Here is a 22,613-nt window from a genome sequence, read left to right on the forward strand (position 1 = left end):
TGTATTATACATGGATATGGAAAATATAACATCAGACGAATCGCTGCATAATATCACCCACGTGGGCGGTATGTATGAAAGCTGGTTTCTGGACTATGCATCCTACGTAATCCTGGAGCGGGCCGTGCCCAGCGTAGAAGACGGGTTAAAACCCGTTCAGCGCCGTATCCTTCACGCCATGAAAGAAATGGACGATGGCCGCTTCAACAAAGTGGCCAACGTGATTGGACAAACCATGCAGTACCATCCGCATGGTGATGCTTCCATCAGTGATGCTATCGTAAACTTAGGTCAGAAAGACCTGATGATTGAAACCCAGGGTAACTGGGGAGATGTGCGTACCGGTGATGATGCGGCAGCTGCCAGGTATATTGAGGCACGCCTTTCCAAATTTGCGCTGGATGTGGGCTTCAATCCCAAAACCACTGTATGGCAACAGAGCTATGATGGCCGTAAGAACGAGCCACTGGCACTGCCTATGAAGTTCCCGCTGCTGCTGGCACAGGGAGCGGAAGGTATCGCGGTAGGTTTATCCACCAAAATATTGCCTCACAATTTTATAGAGCTGATCGACGCTTCCATCAAATATCTCAAAGGCAAAAAATTTGAACTGTTTCCCGATTTTGCAACCGGAGGGATGGTCGATGTAGGCAACTACAATGATGGTAAACGCGGCGGTAAAGTAAGGGTAAGGGCGCATATTGAGGAGAAAGACAAGAAAACCCTGCTGATCAAGGATGTGCCCTATGGTGTGACTACCACACAGGTGATGGAGTCTATCGTAAAAGCCAACGATAGCGGCAAAATCAAAATCCGCAAAGTAGTAGACAATACTGCTGCTGATGTGGAAATCGAAGTGCAGCTGGCTCCCGGTATTTCCCCTGATATCACCATCGATGCATTGTATGCGTTCACCGACTGTGAAATCTCCATTTCACCCAACGCCTGTGTGATCGTTGAGGATAAACCACATTTCCTCACCGCCTCCGACCTGCTGAAAGCTTCAGCAGACTATACCAAAGACCTGCTGAAGCAGGAGCTGGAAATCAAACTGGCGGAACTGCAGGAAAAATGGCACTACACCTCTCTGGAAAAGATCTTCTTCGAAAAGCAGATCTACAAAGAGCTGGAACAGAAACACAAAGACTGGGAAACCGTACTGGCAGCCATAGACAAAGGATTCACCCCCTATAAGAAACAGCTGAAGCGTGAAATCACCCGCGAAGATATTGTGAAACTCACGGAGAAGCCTGTACGTCGTATCTACCGTTTGGATATCAACGAGCTGAATGAGCAGATCAAAGGGCTGGAAGCTGATATCAAACAGGTGAAAAACGACCTGCAAAATCTGGTAGACTACGCAGTAAACTACTATGAGGTTCTGTTGAAAAAATATGGTAAAGGCCGCGAACGCAAAACAGAAATCAAAACCTTTGATACCATTCAGGTACAACAGGTGGCCATCGCCAATGCCAAAATATATGTAAACCGTGCAGACGGCTTCATCGGTACCTCCCTGAAGAAAGATGAGTTTGTGGCGGACTGCTCCGACCTCGATAACATCATCGTATTCCGCCGGGATGGCAAGATGCTGGTGACCAAAGTAGCAGATAAAACCTTTGTTGGTAAGGATATCATCCACGTAGACGTATTCCGTAAGAACGATGAGCGTACTACCTACAATATGATTTATGTGGAAGGTAAAACAGGGGTGAGCTATGCCAAACGTTTTAATGTGACCGGTGTTACCCGTGATAAAGAATATGATCTCGCCCATAAAGGAGAGAAAAATTCGAAGGTGCATTATTTCTCTGCCAACCCCAACGGAGAAGCGGAAGTGGTGACCATCAAGCTGAGCCCCAACTGCTCTGCACGTAACAAGGAATTTGACCTCTTCTTCGAAACCATTGCCATCAAAGGACGTAACTCCATGGGCAACCAGGTGACCAAATACCCGATCCGCGGTGTCAAATTCAAGGAGAAAGGTGTGTCTACGCTCGCTGGCCAGAAGATCTGGTACGATGCAGAAACCGGCCGTCTGAATACGGAAGAAAGAGGTGTTTATATCGGCAGCTTTGAAGGGGAAGACAAGATCTTCGTGGCTTTCAAAAACGGCACTTATGAGCTGACCAACTATGAACTCACCAACCGCTACGAATCCAACGATGTAGTATACATCGAGAAGTTCAATCCGGAAAAGATCGTAACTGCCATCTACTTCGATGCCGATAAAAAACAGTTCAACGTAAAACGTTTCCGTATAGAAACCCAAACGCTGAACAATAAATTCCTTTTCATCAAGGAAGGCAATGGCAACTACCTCGAAATGGTGACCACTCATACACAGCCGATCGTATTGCTGAAGACCGGTAAAAAACGGAGCCCTGAAGAGGAAGAGATCGACCTCTCCGAGTTTGTGGAAATAACCGGTTGGAGAACAGTGGGTACCAGAATTGCAGGAGATGACCTGATCAGTGCTGAACTGCTGTCTGAAGATGAAGATCCGGACCCAAATGAAGAAGGACAGGTACAGGGAGAATTATTCTAAACACAGTAGATAAATAAAAAGCCCGAAGCGATTGCTTCGGGCTTTTTTATGGTTTCTTTTTTATGGGCTTTGTTTGTTTTTCCGGTTTGGCAGCATCTTCGGCCTGGAAGTCCTCAAGTGATTTAGGATTGGTCATGCTTTTCCTTTTCTGGTCAAGTGGTTGCGGAACCGGAGCGCCTTTTCCCAGCGGGATAGCGTCATGGAATATTTTATTGACATGTACCCATTTTCCTGCCTGCCATTTAAAGCCTTCATAGTCCATGTCTGACACATAGGTGTATTTTTTGGCTGGCTCATTGGTTTCAGACACGAGGTGATCATATACGATCATGTCCAGTTCCTTGTTGTAATTGAGCGTGGCGGTGCTTTCTTTTTTGTATTCCAGGATAAAGCGGTTCCTGGTTGGCTTGGGTATAGAATCTTCCGCGAAGCTGAAGAAAGAGCCGCCAAAAACAGGTGTACCACTTTTGAAGGTGAGCATTTCTACCAGTTTTTTCTGGCTGCGTGGATTATTGGCATCCCAGCCGAAAAGGGTATAATATTCCTGGTTGAAATAATGACGCTGTACAATATTGTAGTACAAACAGCCGTACCAGGCTTTGTTGTTAGCGATGGTGTCGGTGTTGGTGGTATAATCTGATACATCAAACAGGGGGAACAGTTTCAGCTGACCATCGGGTGTATTCATCTGAATGGCACCATAGTGGCGGTAGAAGCCTGTTTCCCTTTCCAGGGCCCAGGAGAAAATCCGAAAGCTGCTGTCTTTGGGATAGAGTATAGACACTGTACGCAGGGAATCGAATGGAAACCGGAAGGAGTAAGGGGTTTTGAGTGACCTTACGAGGGTAGGGATAAACTGTTCGACAGCTGCTTCCCTGCCGGCATCGCCTTTACCGGCGAATATGTTTTGGCTAAGCTGTTGTAGGGTATCCTGGCCTTTTAGCAGCCGGGCGTAACCGTTTGCATCCGGTTTTTGTGCCCATAAGCTACATAATGGTACCAGGAAAAACAGTGACAGTATTAAATTTTTTACCATATCTATTATACGGTTCTGACTTAAAATTATTGTATAGCCTGAGCGAACTGCAGCAGGCTTTCATATCTTTTGTCGATGAGCGGATGAGGGAAAGGAATGTCTGGCAGGGTGGAGGCAATGAAAACGGTTTGCATACCGGCGCTTTTGCCAAATTGCATATCACTGAGTGTGTTACCTACCATGACAGACTGCCGGAAGTCTGTTTCCGGAAAATCATGTCGTGCCTGAAAAGCCATACCTGTAGCTGGTTTGCGACAGGGGCTGGTACTATCAAGATCGGGGCAGAAATAGATCCTGTCTATACGTCCGCCATGTTGTATGATGGCGTCGAGCATATGATTATGTATTTCCTCCAGACCATTGATAGTAAGGAGGCCACGGCCAATGCAGCGTTGGTTGGTGACGATAAAGATCCGTTCGAAGTGCCTGGCCAGCAGTGGCATAGCTTCCAGCACGCCTTCGCTGAAATGGAACATACCTGTGTTTAAAACATACCCGTCTTTAATCTCTTCATTGATAACACCGTCCCGGTCCAGAAAGAGGTACATACTTATAGTTTAGTAAAATGATGGATCGCTTTTGAATAATCTTCGGGAATACCAATATCGATGAAATAGGTATCGCTGATATGGCCGTTGATCTGTCCTGCTGCGGCCTGCGGCTCGAGTACGGCCTGTTCGAATGAAAATTTTACAGGCAGTGATAAACTATTCAGGAAGCTGGCGCTGGTGAAGTAGATACCACCGTTAATCAGTCCCTGGTCGCAGTGCTGTTTTTCCCTGAAGGCGAGTATTTTATTTTGAGGGCCCAGTTCTATGCTGCCATATCGGTCAAACTGCTGCATGGGTTTGAGTGCAAGCGTGAGCGGACAGTGCTGTGTGGCGTTGAAGGCAGCCATAGCCTGGAGCTCCACATCAAAAAAAGTGTCGCCGTTCACGATAAATACTTTATCACCTTCCAGCAGGGGCAGCGCGTGTACGATACCGCCTCCGGTGCCTAATGGCTCCTGCTCTACGCTGAAGGATACACGTAGCGGGAGTGGTGTTTGCCGGCACCAGCTGATTACCTGTTCTGACAGGTAGCCCAGGGAAAGGACTACATGTTCTATCCCTTGCTGATGCAGATATTGTAACAGAAAATAGAGGAAAGGTTTGTCGCCGATGGGCGCCATGCATTTAGGTTTATCGGCTACGGCGCTGCGCAGGCGGGTGCCCAGGCCGCCGGCCAATACGATACACTCAGTACTCATTCGCCGAACAGATTGTTTTCCACTAGTTCACAGATGATATGACCTACCGTGATGTGGGCTTCCTGGATACGGGGAGTATCTGTTGAAGGCACATTGATCAGGTAGTCGCTGCCGTCTTTCATTTTTCCGCCGGTGGCGCCGGTCAGGCTGACGATGAGCATGCCTTTTTCTTTGGCCACTTTTATGGCTTCTAGGATGTTGGCGGAGTTGCCGGAGGTAGAGAGGGCAACGAGTACATCGCCTTCACGGCCTATGCCTCTGAGCATACGGGCATATACTTGATCATAGCCATAGTCGTTGCCTACAGCTGTGAGATAGGATGTGTTGCAGTGGAGTGCTTCGGCGTAGAGCGGTTCACGGTCCTTATAGAAGCGGCCGGAGAATTCTGCAGCCAGATGCTGGGCGTCGGCAGCGCTGCCACCATTGCCGCAGAAAAGCACTTTATTGCCTTTTTTCAGACTGAGGCCTATCAGCTCTGCAACCTGTTCTATTGTACTTAACAGCCTTTCATCCTGACAGATGGCCTCTTTCACAGCAATGCTTTCCCGGATGGTATTGGCGATTTTAGTTTTCATAATGATACTTTTTAAGGTCACATACTCCAGGTTTGAATACCATGGTGGGTGAAGGTATAACGTTTTACATCACCACCAAAGCCGCTGAGTGCGTCTACTACTGCAAAACGGGTGTTTTTGGGGCAGTAGAAGATCATAAAGCCGCCACCACCGGCACCGGAGATTTTCCCACCGCTGGCGCCTGCTTTACGGGCTGCGTTGTAGATCTCGTCCAGCTGGGGATTGGTGATACCTTTGGCCATCTGTTTTTTGTATTCAAAGCCGTAATTGAGAATTTCCCCTATTTTATCGATGGTCCCACGCAGGAGGGCTTCTTTCATCATGACGGCCTGTTCTTTCAGGTGGTGCATGGCTGCGATGGAATCATCGTTTTTGTCGGTCACATTTTTCTGTTGTTCGGAGATAATGGTGGAAGACAGGCGGCTGGTAGAGGTGTAAAACAGTACCAGGTTGTTTTCCAGCTCATGGAGATGCACTTCTTTAATACGCAATGGGTTGACGATCACTTTATCATCTCCATAAAACTCCATAAAATTAACACCGCCGAAAGTAGCAGCATATTGGTCTTGCTTGCCACCGGCCTGCTTCAGGTCTTCCCTTTCAATAGAATAGGCGAGGTGGGCCAAATCGTATTCTCCGAGCGGTAATTTGAGCCATTCTGCAAAGGCGCCCAGCACGGCCACTACCAGCGTAGAGGAGGTACCCAGGCCGGAGCCTGGAGGAGCGTCCACATAGGTGGTGAGTTTAAATCCGGAAGAAGGGAGACCGCCATAGTCCTGGTGTACCCTGTTGATCACTCCTTTGAGAATGTCCAGCTTGCCATCTAACGGTAGCGGGTATACGGCATCGTAGGACAGTTGTTCTTTTCTGTCGGCAGATTCAAAAACGATTTTTCCATCAGGCAGCGGTTCTATGGAAGCGCGTGCATAGAGGGAGATTGTGGCATTGAGGATGGCGCCGCCATAGAGATCGGAATACGGACTAACGTCTGTACCACCACCGGCAAGGCCTATACGTAATGGTGCTTTACTTCTGTAGATCAATGTTGTATATTTTTAGCTGCTGGCAGCTGTTTTTAGCTTCTTCATTGCTCCGCTAATGTATGAATTTCTTTAGCGAGGCGGGACCAGGAGTATTTTAATTTTTCCTGTTGCAGCGCTGCGGTCATGTCTGCTTCCCGGTTATCCATAAAATATTTTTCAATGGCTTCAGCAATGGAAGCGGGGTCTGGCTCGCATTGGAAGCCCACTACGCCATCGGGTACCATTTCCAGCAGGCCGCCTACACGAGTCACCACCATGGGTTTCTCAAAGTGGTAGGCTATCTGTGAAATACCGCTCTGAGTGGCGCTTTTGTAAGGCTGTACCACCAGATCGGCGGCGCAGAAATAGTTTTTTACCGCATCCGTAGGGATGAAGTCGGTATGCATAAGCACACGGTCGCCCAGTTGCAGCTCCTGCAGCAGTTGCTCGTAGGGGGCTGCATCTTCATAGTACTCTCCGGCCACGATTGCATGTACATCGAGCTTTTTCATCCGTTCGTCGGCCATAGCTTTCAGCAGGAGGTCCAGCCCCTTATACTGGCGGATAAAGCCAAAGAAAAGGATGTATCGTTTGCCTGGCTGTAGGTTAAGCCGGGTGCGGGCTTCCTCTTTGGATATGGGTGTACCGTAGTTGTCGTATATCGGATGAGGAATCAGCGAAGCTTTTTTGTGTGGCTCAAATACCCTAAGGTCGTCGAGCACAGACTGGCTCATGGCGATGAAGGCATCTACCGGCTTGAGGAAATACCTGGTGAAGGCCACGTCGCCGGGGCGTTTCTCGTGAGGTACTACGTTGTCGAGCACAGCGATTACTTTCGTATTGCCGCGTTTGCCCAGCCGCAGGATGCTTCCCAGAGAAGGACCCATTACGGGCAGCCAGTATTTGGAGATAATAATATCGGGTTTCATTTTCCGTATCCTGCGCCCTACCATGAGCCAGTTAAGCGGATTGACGGAATTGATCAGTCTGGTGATCCGCAGGTGTTTGGGAGGAGGATCAGTGGAGTACTGGCTTTTGCCGGGAAACAGGAAGCCGGGATATTGCACGGTAAAAGTGAATATTTCCACGTCATCCGTCAGCTGCAGCTCTTCTGCCAGTCGTTCATTATAAGCAGCCAGCCCACCCCGGAAAGGATAGGCTGTGCCGACTATGAGTATTTTCTTTTTGGTCTGGGCCATTTAAAAAAATTACGAATTATCAACTTGATTTATCCAATCTTGCTTCCACGAGGTAAGCATTCCTTTCTGGAGCATTGCGGGTGACCAGTTCTCCGATAAAGCCGGTGAGGAACAGTTGGGAACCGATGATCATGAACAGGAGGGCCAGGTAGAAGATAGGCCTGTCTGTCATGTTATATTGATCCTGGAAGATTTTCGCAAAGGCCAGGTAAAAGGCGATGATAAAACCAAAGAAGAAAAAGAGGGATCCCAGGGCACCGAAGAGGTGCATAGGGCGTTTCCCGAACTTGCTGATGAACATGATGGAAGCCAGGTCGAGGAATCCGTTGACGAAGCGTTCCAATCCGAATTTGCTGACACCGTATTTGCGTGACCGGTGTTCCACTACTTTCTCCCCGATATTTCGGAAACCGTTCCATTTGGCGATAACAGGGATATAGCGGTGCATTTCACCGTATACTTCTATAGACTTCACCACTTTTTTGCGATAGGATTTGAGGCCGCAGTTCATGTCGTGCAGCTTCACGCCACTCATGCGGGTAGTGGTGTAGTTGTATAGTTTGGAAGGCAGATTTTTGGTCAGCGTATTATCGTAACGTTTCTTTTTCCAGCCGCTCACCAGATCATAGCGGTCTTCCACTATCATGCGGTACAGTTCAGGAATTTCATCCGGACTGTCCTGCAGGTCGGCATCCATGGTGATGACTACATCGCCCTGGGCAGCACTGAAGCCTTCGTTGAGGGCGGCGGATTTACCATAGTTGCGCTGAAACTTGATGCCTTTGATATGGTGGTTCTTAGCGGCCAGCTGTTGTATCACCTCCCAGGAATCGTCGGTGCTACCGTCATCCACCATCCATACTTCGTAGGTGAAGCGGTGCTCCTGCATCACCCTTTCAATCCAGGCGGCCAATTCAGGAAGTGATTCTTCTTCGTTTTTTAAAGGAACGATTACGGATATGTTCATCTTAATAGAATAGTATTATATATGTTGCTGCTCTGGTGCCTTTTTACGAAGGATGAGCGATATGATCGCAGATATAGCGAAATAAAAAGTGACTGACTTGAGATAATCCATCAGGGATTTGGCAATAGTTACAGAGAAATCGGTGGCATTGATGCTGTCCAGCTGTTTATCAATTTCCTCCTGAGGAGCTTTCATGCGGGTCAGGATTCTTTCTGTCATTCCCAGTGTGTGTTCTTTCAATGTTTCGGACAGGTGCGGATCGATCAGTTTGTACAGAATAAATTGGTATACTGATACCATTAACAAACCGATCACAAAAGTGGTGAACACAGGCTTGATCAATTCCTTGAAGCCAATGTATCCTCCGATTTGTTTTTTGCGTTCTTTTCCAGCCAGTACGCCGAAGACAATAAACAGTACCAGCTGACAAACGCCGTTCCACCAGGCAAACAGCACGTCGGAGCCAGCTACCCAGGAAATAACATTCAAAAGAATAAGGACTAAACCGGATACAATCCCCCATTTAATACCGGGATTCGATGATTGTTGCATAAAGGTTATTTATTGACATGAAAAATAGGACCGTTCACAGTAGCAATTACTTTGCCCTTCAGTACGCTGCCAATATAAGCCGAATTTTTTGATCTGGAAGCGATATGCTCCCGGGTAAATGTCCATTCGACTGCCGGATCGAAGATGGTGAGGTTGGCGGCGGCGCCGTCCTGGATGGCTGGCAGCGGCTGTTTAAAGATAGCACGGGGCTTTTCAGTAAGCATGGCAATCAATTGTTCGAGTGGCAACTGGGGCAGGTATTGCCTGATAACGCCAAAGCTGCTTTCCAGGCCGATCATGCCATTTTTGGCGTATTCAAACTCCACTTGTTTGGCATCCCATTCATGTGGCATGTGGTGGCTGGCAAAGCAGTCGATAGTGCCGTGTAAAATGGCTTCCTGAATAGCTTTCACATCGTCTTCGCTGCGCAGGGGCGGATTAACTTTCAGATGGGCATCATAGTTTACCAGCAGCGCATCAGTGAGCGACAGGTGGTAAGGGGCTACAGAGCAGGTAACTTTTATGCCGGCTGCTTTGGCGGCTGCAATCAGTTCCACGGATTTGCGGGTGCTCACGCCGGTGATATGTATACGGGAATCGGCATATTTGGCCAGTTCCAGGTCTCGTTGTATGATCAATTCTTCTGCCAGGGCTGGTTTTCCGGGCATACCCAGCAGCGTGGAATAGATGCCTTCATGCATAAGGCCATGAGCTGAGATACTTTGGTCGTCGGGCAACTGGATAAGGGTGCCATCGAAGGCCTTGATATATTGTAAAGCTTTTAGCAGCAGGCCGGGAGACTGAATGGGGCGGAGTCCATCTGAAAAGGCGACTGCGCCGGTTTGCTGCATTTCATACATCTCAGCGAGGCCTGTCCCTTCAAGGTTTTTGGTGACGGCGCCAATTGGAAGCACAGTGGCGGCGGCATGGCGGGTTTTGCTCAGCACATATTCTATCTGTGGTTTGGTATGCAGTGCCGGCTGCGTATTGGGCACTACCATCACGGTGGTGTATCCTCCGGTGGCAGCAGCCTTTACACCGGTATACAGATCTTCCTTGTGTTCCAGTCCGGGATCGCAGAAATGAGCGAAAATGTCCATCCAGCCCGCAGATACATGCAGATTTTCACCTGAGATCACTGTTGCACGCGCATCTTCCAGGTTATCACCTACCTGCTGAATGATGCCGTTTTGAATGGAAATGTCTTTTTGCTGCCCGTGAAAAGGGGAGGAAGGCGCTATAACCTTTACGTTTTTGAGTAATATGTGCATGCTTTACGTTCTATGTCTGTATCAAAACCAGTCCAAAAAATACCGGGGCAAATGTAACATAAAACTGTTAATTGTTGAAGTGCCTTCTGTCGCCCTTTTCACGCTTTTTGTTCAGGTTGGTATGATAATTGAAAACAGAGGGGTAGCAGATCAAAATAACTGAAGATGAATGATTATCTCACTAACCTCGTCACACGTATATGCGACCGCTCGGACCAGTTAAATAACGCCCCAACAATCGGCTGGCAGGCCCTCCGGGAAGCTGAACAACTAGCCAACCATGCATATATTCCGATTCTGTATCAGTACATTCAGACAGAAACCGATAAAGAAAAACGCCGCGCCGCCGGTTATATCATTATCCAGCTTTCCAGAAATACCAATGATCCGGAAGTAATCCGTTTTATGCTGGACCGCCTGCGGATCGAGCAGGATGCCGATATGATCACCGCTATTCAGCAAGACATGGAACGCGGCCTGCCTATCCCGGGTTACATGAATCTGGAACCTTTACTCAACAATACTTTATCTCTCAATAATAATGTACGCCGTTCCGCTTTGCTGGCTTTAAGAGGTAGCCACAATCCTCAGGTAGAAGATTGGGCCCTGGATTTGTTGAAACGAACTGTAAATGAATATGATATATATTATATAATATTTCTGTTGCATAAAGTTGCCACCCGCAAAAGCCTGCCGGCACTGAAGCGGTTGCTGGAACATCCCCGTCAGGATGTAAAAGGACTGGCTTTTGCGACTATCGCCGACATAGAAAAGGAAAAAGAAGCCATGTTTTATGCCCGGTGCCTGCTCCGTGGACAGCTTAAATTTGAAGCGATGGAAGCTATTTATAAATATGCCGACGAAAGCGCCATCCAGGCTGTCATCGCCCGCATCACTGAACTGTTATCCAAAAGACGCAGCAGTCCCCGGCTCTCCCTGGAAACCTTCAAAAATGGTTTTACAGACCTGATGCTGGGAATGGAATTTCTCTTCCGCTTCCGTACTGCCAAGAGTGAGGTGAAAAAAACATTTTCCTGGATTACGGAAAAAAGAGCCGACTACCTGCTTCCCGAAGAAAGGGAATGGATACAGCGTAACCTTGTCAACGGATAGGTCGCTTTTATCCGGCTATTTCTCCGCATAACTCCCTTTCAGGTGGTGTTTACCCCTTAATTCTTTACATTTGGAAACTTAAAATGTAAGGATGAAAAGAGGATTGTTATTGCTTTTGACAGGTTGTATGGCAGGTGGGATACAGTTTTCCTATGCTCAGCAACAAACGTACACTATGGCGCAGGCTACCAACGGACTTCGTGCGGAGCTGGCGCCGGAAAGATTAAAACAATTTGAATGGGTGCCCGGTGAAAATGCCTACACCAGAGTAGTAGCTGTCAATGGCAGCCAGGCATGGGTAAAATACAGCGTGCTGGGAGGAAAAGCCCTGCCCGCCACAGACACGTTACTTACCCTGTCTTCCCTCAATCAGCAACTCGCTTTCACAAAGCCTATACGGACATTGCCAGCACTACACTGGCTGGATAACAACTCGGCCTGGTTCAGCATCGGCAATATCCTGTTTACCGGAAAACCGGAAAATGGCAGGATGACTTTCGAGGCATGGTGTACCTTGCCCGCCGGCGCCGAAAATATAACCGTCAACAGCCAAAGCCGCCAGATTGCGTATACGGTGAACAATAATCTTTTCCTGCGTACCGCAGATGGAAAGGAACAGGCTATCACCCGGGATGAAGATATCAATATCGTCAACGGGAAAAGTGTGCACCGCGATGAGTTTGGTATCGACAAAGGGATCTTCTTCTCCCCCAAAGGTGACCTCGTAGCCTTCTACCGCATGGACCAGCGTATGGTCAATGACTATCGGATCATGGACTGGTCAGTAACCCCGGCACATGCCAATGTTATCAAATATCCCATGGCAGGTGGTAAATCCCATGAAGTAACATTGGGCGTGTATCAGCCTTCCACCCAAAAAACTGTTTTCCTGAAAACCAGTGGAGAAGCGGATCATTATCTTACCTGCGTTACCTGGGCCCCCGACCAGCAATCGGTATATGTGGCATTGCTGAACAGGGACCAGAACCACTTATGGCTTAATCAATACAGTGCCAGCACCGGAGAACTGATCAAAACACTTTTTGAAGAAACAGACCGTAAATATGTACATCCGTCTCACCCACTGAGCTTTGTGCCTGGTAAGCCAGACCAGTTTATCTGGTGGAGTGACCGTGACGGCTATACGCACCTATACCTGTACAATACTTCCGGTAAGCTGCAAAAACAGCTGACCAAAGGAGCCTGGGTCGTGAATGAGTTGCAGGGTTATCATACGGCCTCCAATGAAGTGGTCATCACTGCAGCTAAGGAAAGCCCTATGGAAAAACATGTGTATGCTGTCAATCTCCAATCAGCTGCACAGCGCCGCCTGGACAAGGCTGCCGGCTGGCATGATACACAGGTGAGCAGCAACGGCGATTATGTACTGGATGCCTACAGCTCTAAAGATATGCCTTCAGCAGCCGTTATCACTGCGCTTAACGGCAAATATGAAGAAACCATCCTGCAGGCGGCAGATCCGTTGAAAAATTTCAAGCGTCCTGAAATCCGCCAGGTGACACTGAAAGCAGACGACGGCACTCCGCTTTATGGTAAACTGATACTGCCGGTGAGCTTTGACAGTACCCGTCAGTATCCGGTGATCGTGTATCTCTACAACGGTCCGAACGTACAACTGATCCGTAATACTTTCCCCTATAGCGGCAACCTCTGGTATGAATACATGGCCCAGCGCGGATATATCGTATTTACGATGGATGGCCGTGGCAGCGCCAATCGCGGAATGGCCTTTGAACAGGCTACCTTCCGCCAATTGGGTACTGTAGAAATGAATGACCAGCTGCAGGGTGTGGCTTATCTCAAATCACTTCCTTATGTGAACCAGCAGAAAATGGGTGTTCATGGATGGAGCTTCGGCGGTTTTATGACTACCTCACTGATGCTGCGCCACCCGGGCGTATTCCAGGCAGCTGTGGCTGGTGGTCCGGTGATAGACTGGAGTATGTATGAAGTGATGTATACCGAGCGTTATATGGATACTCCGCAACAAAATCCGGAAGGATATGCCAATTCCAATCTGCTGACCCAAACCAAAAATCTGCAGGGGCATCTGATGCTGATACATGGTACCAATGATGATGTAGTAGTATGGCAACATTCCATCGACTTCCTGAAAGCCTGTGTGGACAATGAAGTACAGGTAGATTACTTTGTGTATCCCGGTCATCTGCACAATGTGCTGGGTAAAGACAGGGTACATCTGATGCAGAAGATCACAGATTATTTTGATGCGCACCTGAAATAGGCGTATAAAGCAATAAAACGAGAAAAGACGCAAGAGACTTCAGGAAAGCCTTTTGCGTCTTTTCTCGTTTTAAGTTTTTTCGTTGGCTGTATTACATATCTCCTGTTTTCGGGTTTTTAAAGGCTCCCGGGACATATACGATTTCTGAAAAAATACTGGTGCAGGATTCGCCCAGCGGAGACTGGGAAGAAAAGCCTATGCTTACCGGTCCTTTGGGAACGAAGTTCACCAGGCGTATTGCTTCCCAGCTCTGGCCATTCGGAGAATAAAAGAGTCCGTACAAATTACCGGATTTTGCAAGCCGGAAATACACTTCATTTTTTGTAGTCACGGCATTGTTGCTGTCGTCGGTGTAGGTATTGGTAACACCAGAGCAAACAGAGAGTGTACCATACTGGCTGTTTTCGAAGAGGAATTTGATATACTGGGTAGAATCTACCATTACATAGATGGCTCCGCCGTCGTACATCTTTTTAAAATCCACCTTTATTTTGGCCGTCAGCACAAAGTCTCTATCCGGCTTGAAAACGAGGATAGGAGCGGTGGCGATGTTATAGCCGCCGCCAGGATAATTGTAAAAATCAGTGCCCTGTGTTGCAGTGATGGATAGTCCTTCGGGGGTGACTTCAAAGTCTTTCGGTTGATTGATCCAGGTGCAGGGATGTGGTATGCCTTTGATCCGCACGCTGTCTGCGGGAGCTGCTACAGCGCTGAAAAAAAAGAGGACCAGGCTGCCGAGTACAAAAAGTTTTTTTTTCACTATCGTGGGTTTAAAATAAATACTGGTGCCTAATATATAAACTAAATAATAAGGAAACGATAAAACTACAGGGAGGGTAAAAAACAATAACCTGGCAGGTGTCTGCCAGGTTATTGAGTGGAAATGATTAATACTGTTACTGTGCTACAGTATTACCATCAGCATTTACTACAATTGTCTGTACAACACCATTCTGGATAACGCGAACAGTATAACAATCGCTGCCATCCCTGCATTTCATGCTGGTGATATCGTACAGGTTTGAACCGTAGGTGTTTTTAAGATTACTCACGATGTTGGAAGGAATAAAATCTTCCATTACTGGCAGGGCTGCCTGTGGATACCACATGGTGTTGTAGTTGGTGGTAGTGGTAGTAGGCATTTCCATTGGCATTCCTGTTTTTTTAGCCATTCTTTTTTCTGCCCTTGCTTCTTTTCTTTCTGCTCTTGCTTCCCGTTTTTCTTCTTTAGTTCTGTGGCGGTGAGCTGCGAGGCTGGTCTGGAACGGAACAACTGTAAACACTCCAATTCCTGTGGCTAACAGATAAATCATCATCTTTTTCATAATCTTAAGATTTTTGTAGATGAATGGATTTTAGGTAACCTAAAGTTCGGCCATTTGTACGGAATAAAGGTCAAAATCCTTGCCCGGTAAGGATTTGACGGTAGAGTAGGGTTTGTTGCGAAAGGCATTGCAGGACTTAAGTCCCATTGGATGAGGGAGCTATAGCCGGATGGTAAATTTTAACATTCATTAAACAGGAACTGTGATGAATTATGATGATAGATGATTCTCCTGATCTTATTTTTCTTTGATCAGTTTTCGGAGGGTGGGGAGTATATGTGCAGCAAAACGTTCCATGCCTACGTCTGTAGGATGTACGCCGTCTACTGTTCCTTCGTGGTCTTCCCCGAGAAAGCCTTCTCCGCCCAGGTAGTGAAGGTTTTTGATACCGGCTTTGAGAAGTTCATCATAGGCTTTTCTGAGCTCTGCCCGCTTACGAAATACAATATCGCGGACATCTTTTTCAAAATAGCCATGTTCGTACATGTAGTTTTCTACGAGGAGTATAGGTGTTTGTGGTTTGCAGGTGCGTAGCTGCTGTACGAGTTTAACAGCTCTTTCATGTATCTGTTCGGGCACGGTATTCGGATTACAATCGATAACAATCAGTGATGGGTCTGTTTCGCAGATAGCTTCGCCCACAGCGGATTCAAACATACCGTTACCGCTGAAGCCGAGGTTGATAATCGGGCGTTGCAGTTGGCGAACAAGTATGTTGGTGTAAGCCATACCGGGTCTGGTAGCGCATCCGCCCTGTGCGATACTGCTGCCGTAGTATACTATTGGCTTTTTATCGGGCAGGAGTGTTTGTTGGGGTTTTTCGATGGAAGCGCCGGTGTTCACTCCGATAGACAGAGAATCTACTCCATCATAGAGCGGAAGGAAAAGCAGGTATTCGCGCCAGGTGGCTTCGCCGTTTTTGAGCAGAGTACGTTCGGAGCGGTTGCTGTTGTCGGGGATGGCACTGTTGACAAACTGCCATTTGTTATTGACGAGGGCGTAGAGGTCGAGGCCTCTGATACCGGTAGCAGTCATGTGGTTCATGGAGGTGTTGTTCAGCACTTTCCATCTGGCTCCAATAGTGGTGGCGTTGGAGCGGAAACGTACAGCGATGCCGGCAGCATTGCGGCTAAGTGCCCATACGGCGGGTCTGACGGTTGACTCAAATCTGGCTGGCAGCCGGTTGTAGTTATGTTCCTGATGGTATTTACCGATCAGGGGAAATTCCATGGCATCGTGATAATCAAGGGGAGCCGGTGAGGGTGATTGTGCAAACAGGCGACTGCAGCATAACAGCAGTACCATCAGGGATAGCATCGTTTTATTCATAGTACGTGTAATTAGTTAGCAGCAGACAAGATACAGGGATTTTGAGATAAATGCACTTTTTCGGGTTTTACGCAAACGCTTGCGCGGATAACGCAAGCGTTTGCGTATGCAGAATGTAAAAAGAATTCTCTAAAATAGTGGTGCAATTATAGAAAATAGATTTTAGCTCGAAAAGCAGCAATTACAGAACAGCGAACAATGAGGTCGATTAGCCTGTGCCACGGTATCCTGCTGTGGCAAGGTTATCGCCAAGGTTAACCCATATTACCGGTTATGTATAACCAGTTGTGACTCCATGATCATATTCGTATAATCATTCAGTGCATGTTCACCATTCAGTAGTGACAGCAGCATGTTGGTGGCGGCCTGTCCCTGCTCGTAGGGAAATTGTTCTACTGAGGCAGCAGGAGGGAAAGCAGTATATCCGCTTACCGGCGTGTTGGCGTAAGATACGAAAGTAATGTCTTTGTTTATTTCCAGTTTTCTTTTGAGTGCGTATTGTACTGCGTCCATGGCTACATAGTCGTTGAAGGTAACAACGGCTGTCACTTTCCGTTTGAGGGAAAGGAGGTATTCCATGGCAGTGTCGGTACCGGCGGCGGTCAGGTCGGCATTGACGATCAGTTCGGGGTCGTATTTGAGCCGATGTTTGCGGAGAGCTTTGATATAGCCGGTAGCTCTTTCTTTGCTGGCTACCAGTTGTTCGGGACCATTGATCATGCCGATAACGCGGTGGCCTTTTTTCAGAAGAAAATCCACCGCCTGGATAGTACCGGACTCCAGGTTACAGGAGACAGTATGGATATTGGGCAGGTCGGGCACGCGGTCAAAGAATACAACCGGGATGCGCGCCTGTCGCAGCATTTCAAAATGTTCGTAATTGCGGGTGTTTTTTCCGATAGATACAATGCAGCCGTCTACACGGTGTTGTTTCATGCTCTGGATGATCTGTTTCTCTCTGGCTTCGTCATCATGCGACTGGCCCAGTAAAACAGTGTAGTTGTTGCTGTAGGCGGTATCTTCAATGCCGCTGATGGCACTGGAAAAAAAGGCTTCAGACAGTTCCGGAAGTAAAATGCCTATGGTGAAGGTTTTGCCCTGCTGGAAAAAAACTGCGGTCTGGTTGCGCTCATAATTCAGTTCGGCTGCCAGGGCTTTCACTCTGGCTTTAGTTCTCAACCCGATACTATGATGATCATGCAACGCTCTAGATACAGTAGATACAGAGATGTTAAGCCTTTTTGCAATTTCCTTTATCGTTGGTTGCCCCGAAGAAACCCCCTTTCTCATACATTTTCAGCAATTAATGGAAAATAGATACAGCAATATACGCCTGGTTGCCAAGTTACTGAGTTATTGTATAATATTAACTTTTTTTTATGGGTCCGTTCAACGGGTTGAATTTACAATGGTTAAATGGATATATGAGGAATTAAACCAATGCAATTGGATTAGAATTCTTTAATATCTCTTGTCTTCGGCCTGTTATTTGTTACTTTCGTGCATCCTCCATTGTACCTCTGCCAATTTTTATATATTAAATTTGTTAGATTAGTTTTATTTAAAATTCGTTTTATGAAGATTGAACATTTAGCCTTACCTGTGGCGCTGATCACCATCATGGCTTCCTGCTCTGCTCCTAAAAAATTAAGGGAGTCTGAAGCGCGTAACGCAAGATTGGACAGTCTTTACAGGGCAAGTGAAAGCCAACGTAAAAAATGTGAGGAAGATGCCGCCAGAGCCACTGCTGCTTACAAAGACAAGATGGAATCATTCCAGGACCAGCAGACACAGTTGAAAGCCAACAATTCCCAGATGCTGGAGCATCTGAAAGAGCTGTCTGTTATCTCCAGTTCTCAGGCTGAAAGTATCAAAAAATCTCTCGACAACATCGGCGCCAAAGACGCCTATATCAAGGATCTGCAGTCTGCCATTGCGCGTAAAGACTCTCTGAACATGCAGCTGGTAATGAACCTGAAAGGGGCTGTCGGCAACATGGATGATAAAGACATCAACATCAAGGTAGAAAAAGGTGTAGTATATATTGATATCTCTGACAAACTGCTGTTTAAGAGTGGTAGTTATGAGGTAGCTGACCGGGCAAAAGATGTACTGGGTAAAGTGGCCAAAGTACTGATCAACCAGCCGGACATTGAATTTATGGTGGAAGGCCATACGGACAATGTGCCTTACCGTCCGAATGTATTGCTTGACAACTGGGATCTGAGTGTGAAAAGAGCTACTTCAGTAGTACGTATCCTGCAGAACCAGTACCAGATACCTGCTGCGCGTATGACAGCTGCGGGTAGAGGCGAAAATGTACCTGTTGCTTCCAACGAAAGCGCTGAAGGCCGCGCTGCCAACCGCAGAACAAGAATTGTTATTCTGCCGCAGCTCGACCAGTTCTTTAAATTACTGGAAAAACCAGCTAACTAAGCTGTAAGCGATAAAAGGCAAAGGAGTGAAGATATTATTATCTTCGCTCCTTTGTGTTTTTAGGATACGTTGCTAAAAATAAACCTGATACCCATGAGCGCACCTTTATTCTGTGACCCGGTAACCGGCGTCTGTGAAATCCCGGGGGCTGTTACTACATCTGTTTCAGCAGCTACTGCAGGGATGCCTGTTTCCAAACCCATAAAACTCATTTATTTTACGGATCCGATCTGCTCCACCTGCTGGGGCATTGAGCCGCAATGGCGCCGTTTAAAGCTGGAATATGGCCACTTACTGGAAATTCACTATCATATGGGAGGTTTGCTGCCCTCCTGGGAGGTGTATAATTCCGGTGGCATCAGTGGCCCTGCTGATGTAGCCCATCATTGGGAAGAAGTAAGCCACCATTATCAGATGCCCATTGATGGCAGCGTATGGCTGGAGGATCCGTTGGACTCATCCTATCCGCCATCTGTATGGTTCAAGGCGGCCCAGTTGCAGGATGAGACAAGGAGTATTATATTCCTGCGCAGACTGCGGGAGATGGTATTTATGGAAAAAAAGAATATCACCCGACAGGAACATGTGATGACTGCAGCGGCATATGCACAACTTGATCTGACAAAACTGGAACAGGATTTTAATCAGCAGGCGCAGCTGCTCTTTGAACAGGACCTTCAACTGGGCCGGCAAATGGGTGTAAGAGGATTTCCCTCCGTGTTCATGATCAATCAGGCTGGCCACAAGGAATTGGTGTATGGAGCCAAGCCATATAACGTATTTACCACTGCATTGCGTAAGCTATTGCCAGAGGCACTTCCACGTACCTATCTGAAAGAGCTGGACATCTTTTCCTATTTCCCTACATTGACAACCAAAGAATATGCGGTATTGCATGATATGACATTTGAAACCGCGTGGACACAACTTGAAAGCTTCCGGCAGCAACAACAGTTATCGGCTGTAAAAGCTGGTGGAGGGGAGCTGTGGCGGCGAAGTTATCTGGGTATCTGAGGCAATGGATTTTTGGAGCCTTTCCTGCCATAAGAGTAGGAAAGGCTGAACATAAAGTATTGCGAGAGATTGGTTGTTTGTAATGTTTCGCGGAAGGTATTGCCATAATAGGCCTGAATACTTTTGTTTTGGTGCAGGAGGTCAAATGCAAAGAATTTGGCTAATAAGGACTTGTTATGCAGAAAGCTCCTGCCAACCCAGCCATTAAAAAGTGTAAAATGTGCGCGGGCTTCGGTGTTGTTGGTGTAGTTAACATTGGTGCCTATATTAAAATCCAGGGGAAGCCATGCGTTTACATTCAGGCCCATGGTGTATTGTATGTAGTCGTTGTAGTCATTATTTTGCAGCGAATACATGTTGCCCTTATAATCCATGATCGCTTTGCCGCTTATTTCCAGCATTTTTTTCCAGGTAAAAGAGACACCTACTGATTGAAGGAAAGAAAACTTTTTGCTGACATTATCCAGATTGTTAAACTTTGTCATAGCCCTTGAGTAATCAAAGGCGTTGCTATAGTTGATAGTTAATCCGGGTTTTTTGAGCCGCCATCCAAAGATTATATTGTTGAGTGCACCCCAGTTACCTGATACATTGATAGGCATGCTTACCTGCCTGCCGATTGAATCGGTGAAAACTGTTGTGGAGAATGCGTTCCGATAATGTCTTATTTCCATGGCATCTGCAAATACTTCCCCCCTGATACTGTTGGAGAAGTAAGAGAAGAGCAGTGAATTGATGAAACTGTTGATTAAATCGGGATTACCCAGTTGCACATACAGGGGATTGCTGTTGTTGTTGATCGGCCATAGCTGTTTGGGTTCTACTGGTATGGTCATGCCACTATAACTGACGTTTAGCGTTTTGTAAGGATCTATTTTTACCACTGCTGTTAAGGCATGGTCTACGTAAGTAGTCTGGTTGGTAAATTTCTGGTGACTGGTAAAGTTGTCACTGTTCATGTTATTGAGAGATAGTCCTGCTGCACCTATCACCATTAATTTCCCCTTGTTGTAGGTGAGGGATGGTTTGACAAGGTGGTTGGTGACTTTACTGTTAAAGCAGTAAGTCAGGGAATCATTACGCAAATAACCGTGTATGATATCGCTGAAGTCTGAAGTGTTCTGGCGGTTATTGGTGTTATAATCCCTTAGTACGTAGTTGACTGATGCCATCCAGTTTTTACCTATCGGTTCACTGTAGCTGGCTCCGAGTACAAGCTGAATAATATCATTTTTGGGACTGACTTTCTGATTAAGGGAGTCGGCTGCGGTAAAAGGACTGAAAATGTTGTTGTTATTGATATTAAGCTGGTAGCTATATAACCAGCTTTGTCTGAATTCTCCATGGAAGGCAAGCACACGTCCTGTTCTCCCGAATTTATGGGAGTAGTCAACCATAGTTTCGAGTGTTTTGTTAATGGCGCTGTCGTTGTTGCTGAGTGTTCCGGCGTTTAATGTGTTCATGCGGGAGCCGGTGGTGTTGTAGCTGCGTGTATTGTGTTGTTCCTGTCTTTCCCGTTCAACAATAGCAGTTATTGTAATTTTATTGTTTACATCAGGTTGAATGTCGAGAAAAAAATTCCCGCCGGTACGTTTGAAATTTTGGTGCTTCAGGTTGTTGCTATGATAGAATGTGCTGCTGTCCTGGAAGATGTTTTCGCGTTGTTGCAGCTCATTGGCAGTGATATCCTGTTCCTGGTGTTTGAGGTTGACAGCGAGTTTAATTTTTTTGTTGACTTCCATTGTGGTAAAGGTGCCAATGTTCAGGATTTTGTTGATGCCTTGCTGGTTGTTGCCCAGGAAATTAACTGAATAGTTTGTGTTGGCATCACTGAGTGTATTGTTGTTGTTGGCCAGTATATCTCCCAATACGGTGATTTTTTTTCGGAACATGTTGAAGGTAGTGTTGGCGTTGTATCGGTCATGAGTGCCGTATCCGCCGGCAACACTGCCGCGGACACCTTTTCTCATTTCCGCCTTAACAATAATGTTCAGCACTTTTTCATTTCTACCAGGTTCTGTCATGCCTGAGAGATTTTTTTTGTCGGAGATCTGAATTTTATCTGCCAGGTCAGCTTTGAGTATTTCCATGAGGCGTTTAGCGCTGTTCATATTCTGAAGTACAGAGCGGCCGTCGATGAACAGTTCCTTGATGGGTGAGCCGAGGTAAGACAGGTTACCGTTTTCATCCATCGTGAGACCTGGAATTTTTTCAATGAGGTTGTGCATATTGGCATTGGGCAATGTGGGCAGATCACTGGCGCTGAATTCAATGGTGTCTTTGCGAATGGCCATTAGTGGCCTGTCAGCTTTTACTTCCACTCTGCTGAGGCTGATACTGGGTGAGAGCTGAATAAAGTTGAATGCCAGTGTACGTGTTCTGGTAGTGATTTCTACAGGAATCATCTCTGTTCTGTTTCCCATAAAACTCACCAGTAATCTATAGAAACCAATAGGCACATTATTGATAAGAAAATTGCCATGTTCATCTGAAATTGTCTGGGCTTTTATTCTGGCTTTTTCATCATACAATAATATGGTTGCGCCGGAAAGGGTTGTCCTGGTATCTTTCTGGTAAACTGTCCCCTTAATCGCATGTTGCGCGCTAAGAGGCAGATAGAAACAACAACAAAGTGGAAAGAAGATTAAATAGCGTATGATCTGGTTGAATTTGGTTACTGGATCGCGCATCAGTTTTTCAAGTAGGTTAAT

Annotated in this window: 19 protein-coding genes; 5 read left to right on the forward strand and 14 right to left on the reverse strand. The window is 46.8% G+C overall.

What is annotated here, in order from left to right:
- The first annotated feature begins 16 nt into the window (after nt 1-16).
- On the forward strand, nt 17-2,548 hold the full coding sequence (locus KD145_RS30015; RefSeq protein ID WP_249219632.1) for a DNA gyrase/topoisomerase IV subunit A: 2,532 nt from the start codon (nt 17-19) through the stop codon (nt 2,546-2,548).
- A gap of 46 nt (nt 2,549-2,594) precedes the next feature.
- Here the strand turns inward: KD145_RS30015 and KD145_RS30020 are convergent, their stop codons facing one another.
- From KD145_RS30020 to KD145_RS30060, 9 genes are read right to left on the reverse strand one after another with little or no spacing between them, the layout of a single operon-like run.
- Entirely contained in the window at nt 2,595-3,584 is a 990-nt protein-coding gene (locus tag KD145_RS30020; RefSeq protein ID WP_212003483.1) for a hypothetical protein, read from the reverse strand.
- Between the two features lie 26 nt (nt 3,585-3,610).
- On the reverse strand, nt 3,611-4,132 hold the full coding sequence (locus tag KD145_RS30025) for an HAD-IIIA family hydrolase (RefSeq protein ID WP_212003484.1): 522 nt from the start codon (nt 4,130-4,132) through the stop codon (nt 3,611-3,613).
- Nucleotides 4,133-4,134: 2 nt separating this feature from the next.
- Nucleotides 4,135-4,833 carry a nucleotidyltransferase family protein gene (locus tag KD145_RS30030; RefSeq protein WP_212003485.1) on the reverse strand — a complete coding sequence of 233 codons (699 nt, stop codon included), beginning with the start codon at nt 4,831-4,833 and terminating at the stop codon, nt 4,135-4,137.
- Nucleotides 4,830-5,408: an SIS domain-containing protein gene (locus KD145_RS30035; RefSeq protein WP_212003486.1), complete on the reverse strand. Its 579-nt coding sequence runs from the start codon at nt 5,406-5,408 to the stop codon at nt 4,830-4,832. The genes KD145_RS30030 and KD145_RS30035 overlap by 4 nt, the downstream gene beginning before the upstream one ends.
- Before the next feature lie 17 nt (nt 5,409-5,425).
- Nucleotides 5,426-6,451: a dehydrogenase gene (locus KD145_RS30040; protein WP_212003487.1), complete on the reverse strand. Its 1,026-nt coding sequence runs from the start codon at nt 6,449-6,451 to the stop codon at nt 5,426-5,428.
- A gap of 41 nt (nt 6,452-6,492) precedes the next feature.
- Nucleotides 6,493-7,629, reverse strand: coding sequence for a glycosyltransferase (locus KD145_RS30045; RefSeq protein WP_212003488.1), 1,137 nt, complete (start codon nt 7,627-7,629; stop codon nt 6,493-6,495).
- 19 nt (nt 7,630-7,648) lie between these two features.
- Nucleotides 7,649-8,596 carry a glycosyltransferase family 2 protein gene (locus KD145_RS30050; RefSeq protein WP_212003489.1) on the reverse strand — a complete coding sequence of 316 codons (948 nt, stop codon included), beginning with the start codon at nt 8,594-8,596 and terminating at the stop codon, nt 7,649-7,651.
- A gap of 15 nt (nt 8,597-8,611) precedes the next feature.
- Entirely contained in the window at nt 8,612-9,148 is a 537-nt protein-coding gene (locus tag KD145_RS30055; RefSeq protein WP_212003490.1) for a DUF4199 domain-containing protein, read from the reverse strand.
- A 5-nt stretch (nt 9,149-9,153) separates the two neighbouring features.
- On the reverse strand, nt 9,154-10,419 hold the full coding sequence (locus KD145_RS30060) for a dihydroorotase (RefSeq protein ID WP_212003491.1): 1,266 nt from the start codon (nt 10,417-10,419) through the stop codon (nt 9,154-9,156).
- A 165-nt stretch (nt 10,420-10,584) separates the two neighbouring features.
- Here KD145_RS30060 and KD145_RS30065 point away from each other — a divergent pair, with 165 nt between their 5' ends.
- Both KD145_RS30065 and KD145_RS30070 read left to right on the forward strand, forming a co-directional pair.
- Nucleotides 10,585-11,532, forward strand: coding sequence for a hypothetical protein (locus KD145_RS30065; RefSeq protein WP_212003492.1), 948 nt, complete (start codon nt 10,585-10,587; stop codon nt 11,530-11,532).
- Nucleotides 11,533-11,623: 91 nt separating this feature from the next.
- Nucleotides 11,624-13,798, forward strand: coding sequence for a DPP IV N-terminal domain-containing protein (locus KD145_RS30070; protein WP_212003493.1), 2,175 nt, complete (start codon nt 11,624-11,626; stop codon nt 13,796-13,798).
- A gap of 91 nt (nt 13,799-13,889) precedes the next feature.
- Here KD145_RS30070 and KD145_RS30075 read toward each other — a convergent pair whose 3' ends face one another.
- The 4 genes from KD145_RS30075 to KD145_RS30090 all read right to left on the reverse strand — a co-directional run bounded on the left by KD145_RS30075 (nt 13,890) and on the right by KD145_RS30090 (nt 17,742).
- A complete protein-coding gene (locus KD145_RS30075; RefSeq protein WP_212003494.1) occupies nt 13,890-14,558 on the reverse strand; it encodes a DUF1349 domain-containing protein in 669 nt (222 codons plus the stop codon).
- A 136-nt stretch (nt 14,559-14,694) separates the two neighbouring features.
- Entirely contained in the window at nt 14,695-15,123 is a 429-nt protein-coding gene (locus KD145_RS30080) for a hypothetical protein (protein ID WP_212003495.1), read from the reverse strand.
- Between the two features lie 237 nt (nt 15,124-15,360).
- Nucleotides 15,361-16,452, reverse strand: a complete 1,092-nt coding sequence (locus tag KD145_RS30085) for an SGNH/GDSL hydrolase family protein (protein WP_212003496.1) — start codon at nt 16,450-16,452, stop codon at nt 15,361-15,363.
- 264 nt (nt 16,453-16,716) lie between these two features.
- Nucleotides 16,717-17,742, reverse strand: a complete 1,026-nt coding sequence (locus KD145_RS30090; RefSeq protein WP_212003497.1) for a LacI family DNA-binding transcriptional regulator — start codon at nt 17,740-17,742, stop codon at nt 16,717-16,719.
- A gap of 285 nt (nt 17,743-18,027) precedes the next feature.
- Here KD145_RS30090 and KD145_RS30095 point away from each other — a divergent pair, with 285 nt between their 5' ends.
- Entirely contained in the window at nt 18,028-18,888 is an 861-nt protein-coding gene (locus KD145_RS30095; RefSeq protein WP_212003498.1) for an OmpA family protein, read from the forward strand.
- 93 nt (nt 18,889-18,981) lie between these two features.
- Nucleotides 18,982-19,902, forward strand: coding sequence for a DsbA family protein (locus KD145_RS30100; RefSeq protein ID WP_212003499.1), 921 nt, complete (start codon nt 18,982-18,984; stop codon nt 19,900-19,902).
- On the opposite strand, the gene KD145_RS30105 is transcribed toward KD145_RS30100, so the two are convergent.
- Nucleotides 19,887-22,592, reverse strand: a complete 2,706-nt coding sequence (locus tag KD145_RS30105) for a carboxypeptidase-like regulatory domain-containing protein (protein WP_212003500.1) — start codon at nt 22,590-22,592, stop codon at nt 19,887-19,889. The two genes, KD145_RS30100 and KD145_RS30105, sit on opposite strands and share 16 nt — an antisense overlap.
- Between the last annotated feature and the right edge of the window lie 21 nt (nt 22,593-22,613).

The sequence above is a fragment of the Chitinophaga sp. HK235 genome (genome assembly GCF_018255755.1).
Classification (GTDB): domain Bacteria; phylum Bacteroidota; class Bacteroidia; order Chitinophagales; family Chitinophagaceae; genus Chitinophaga.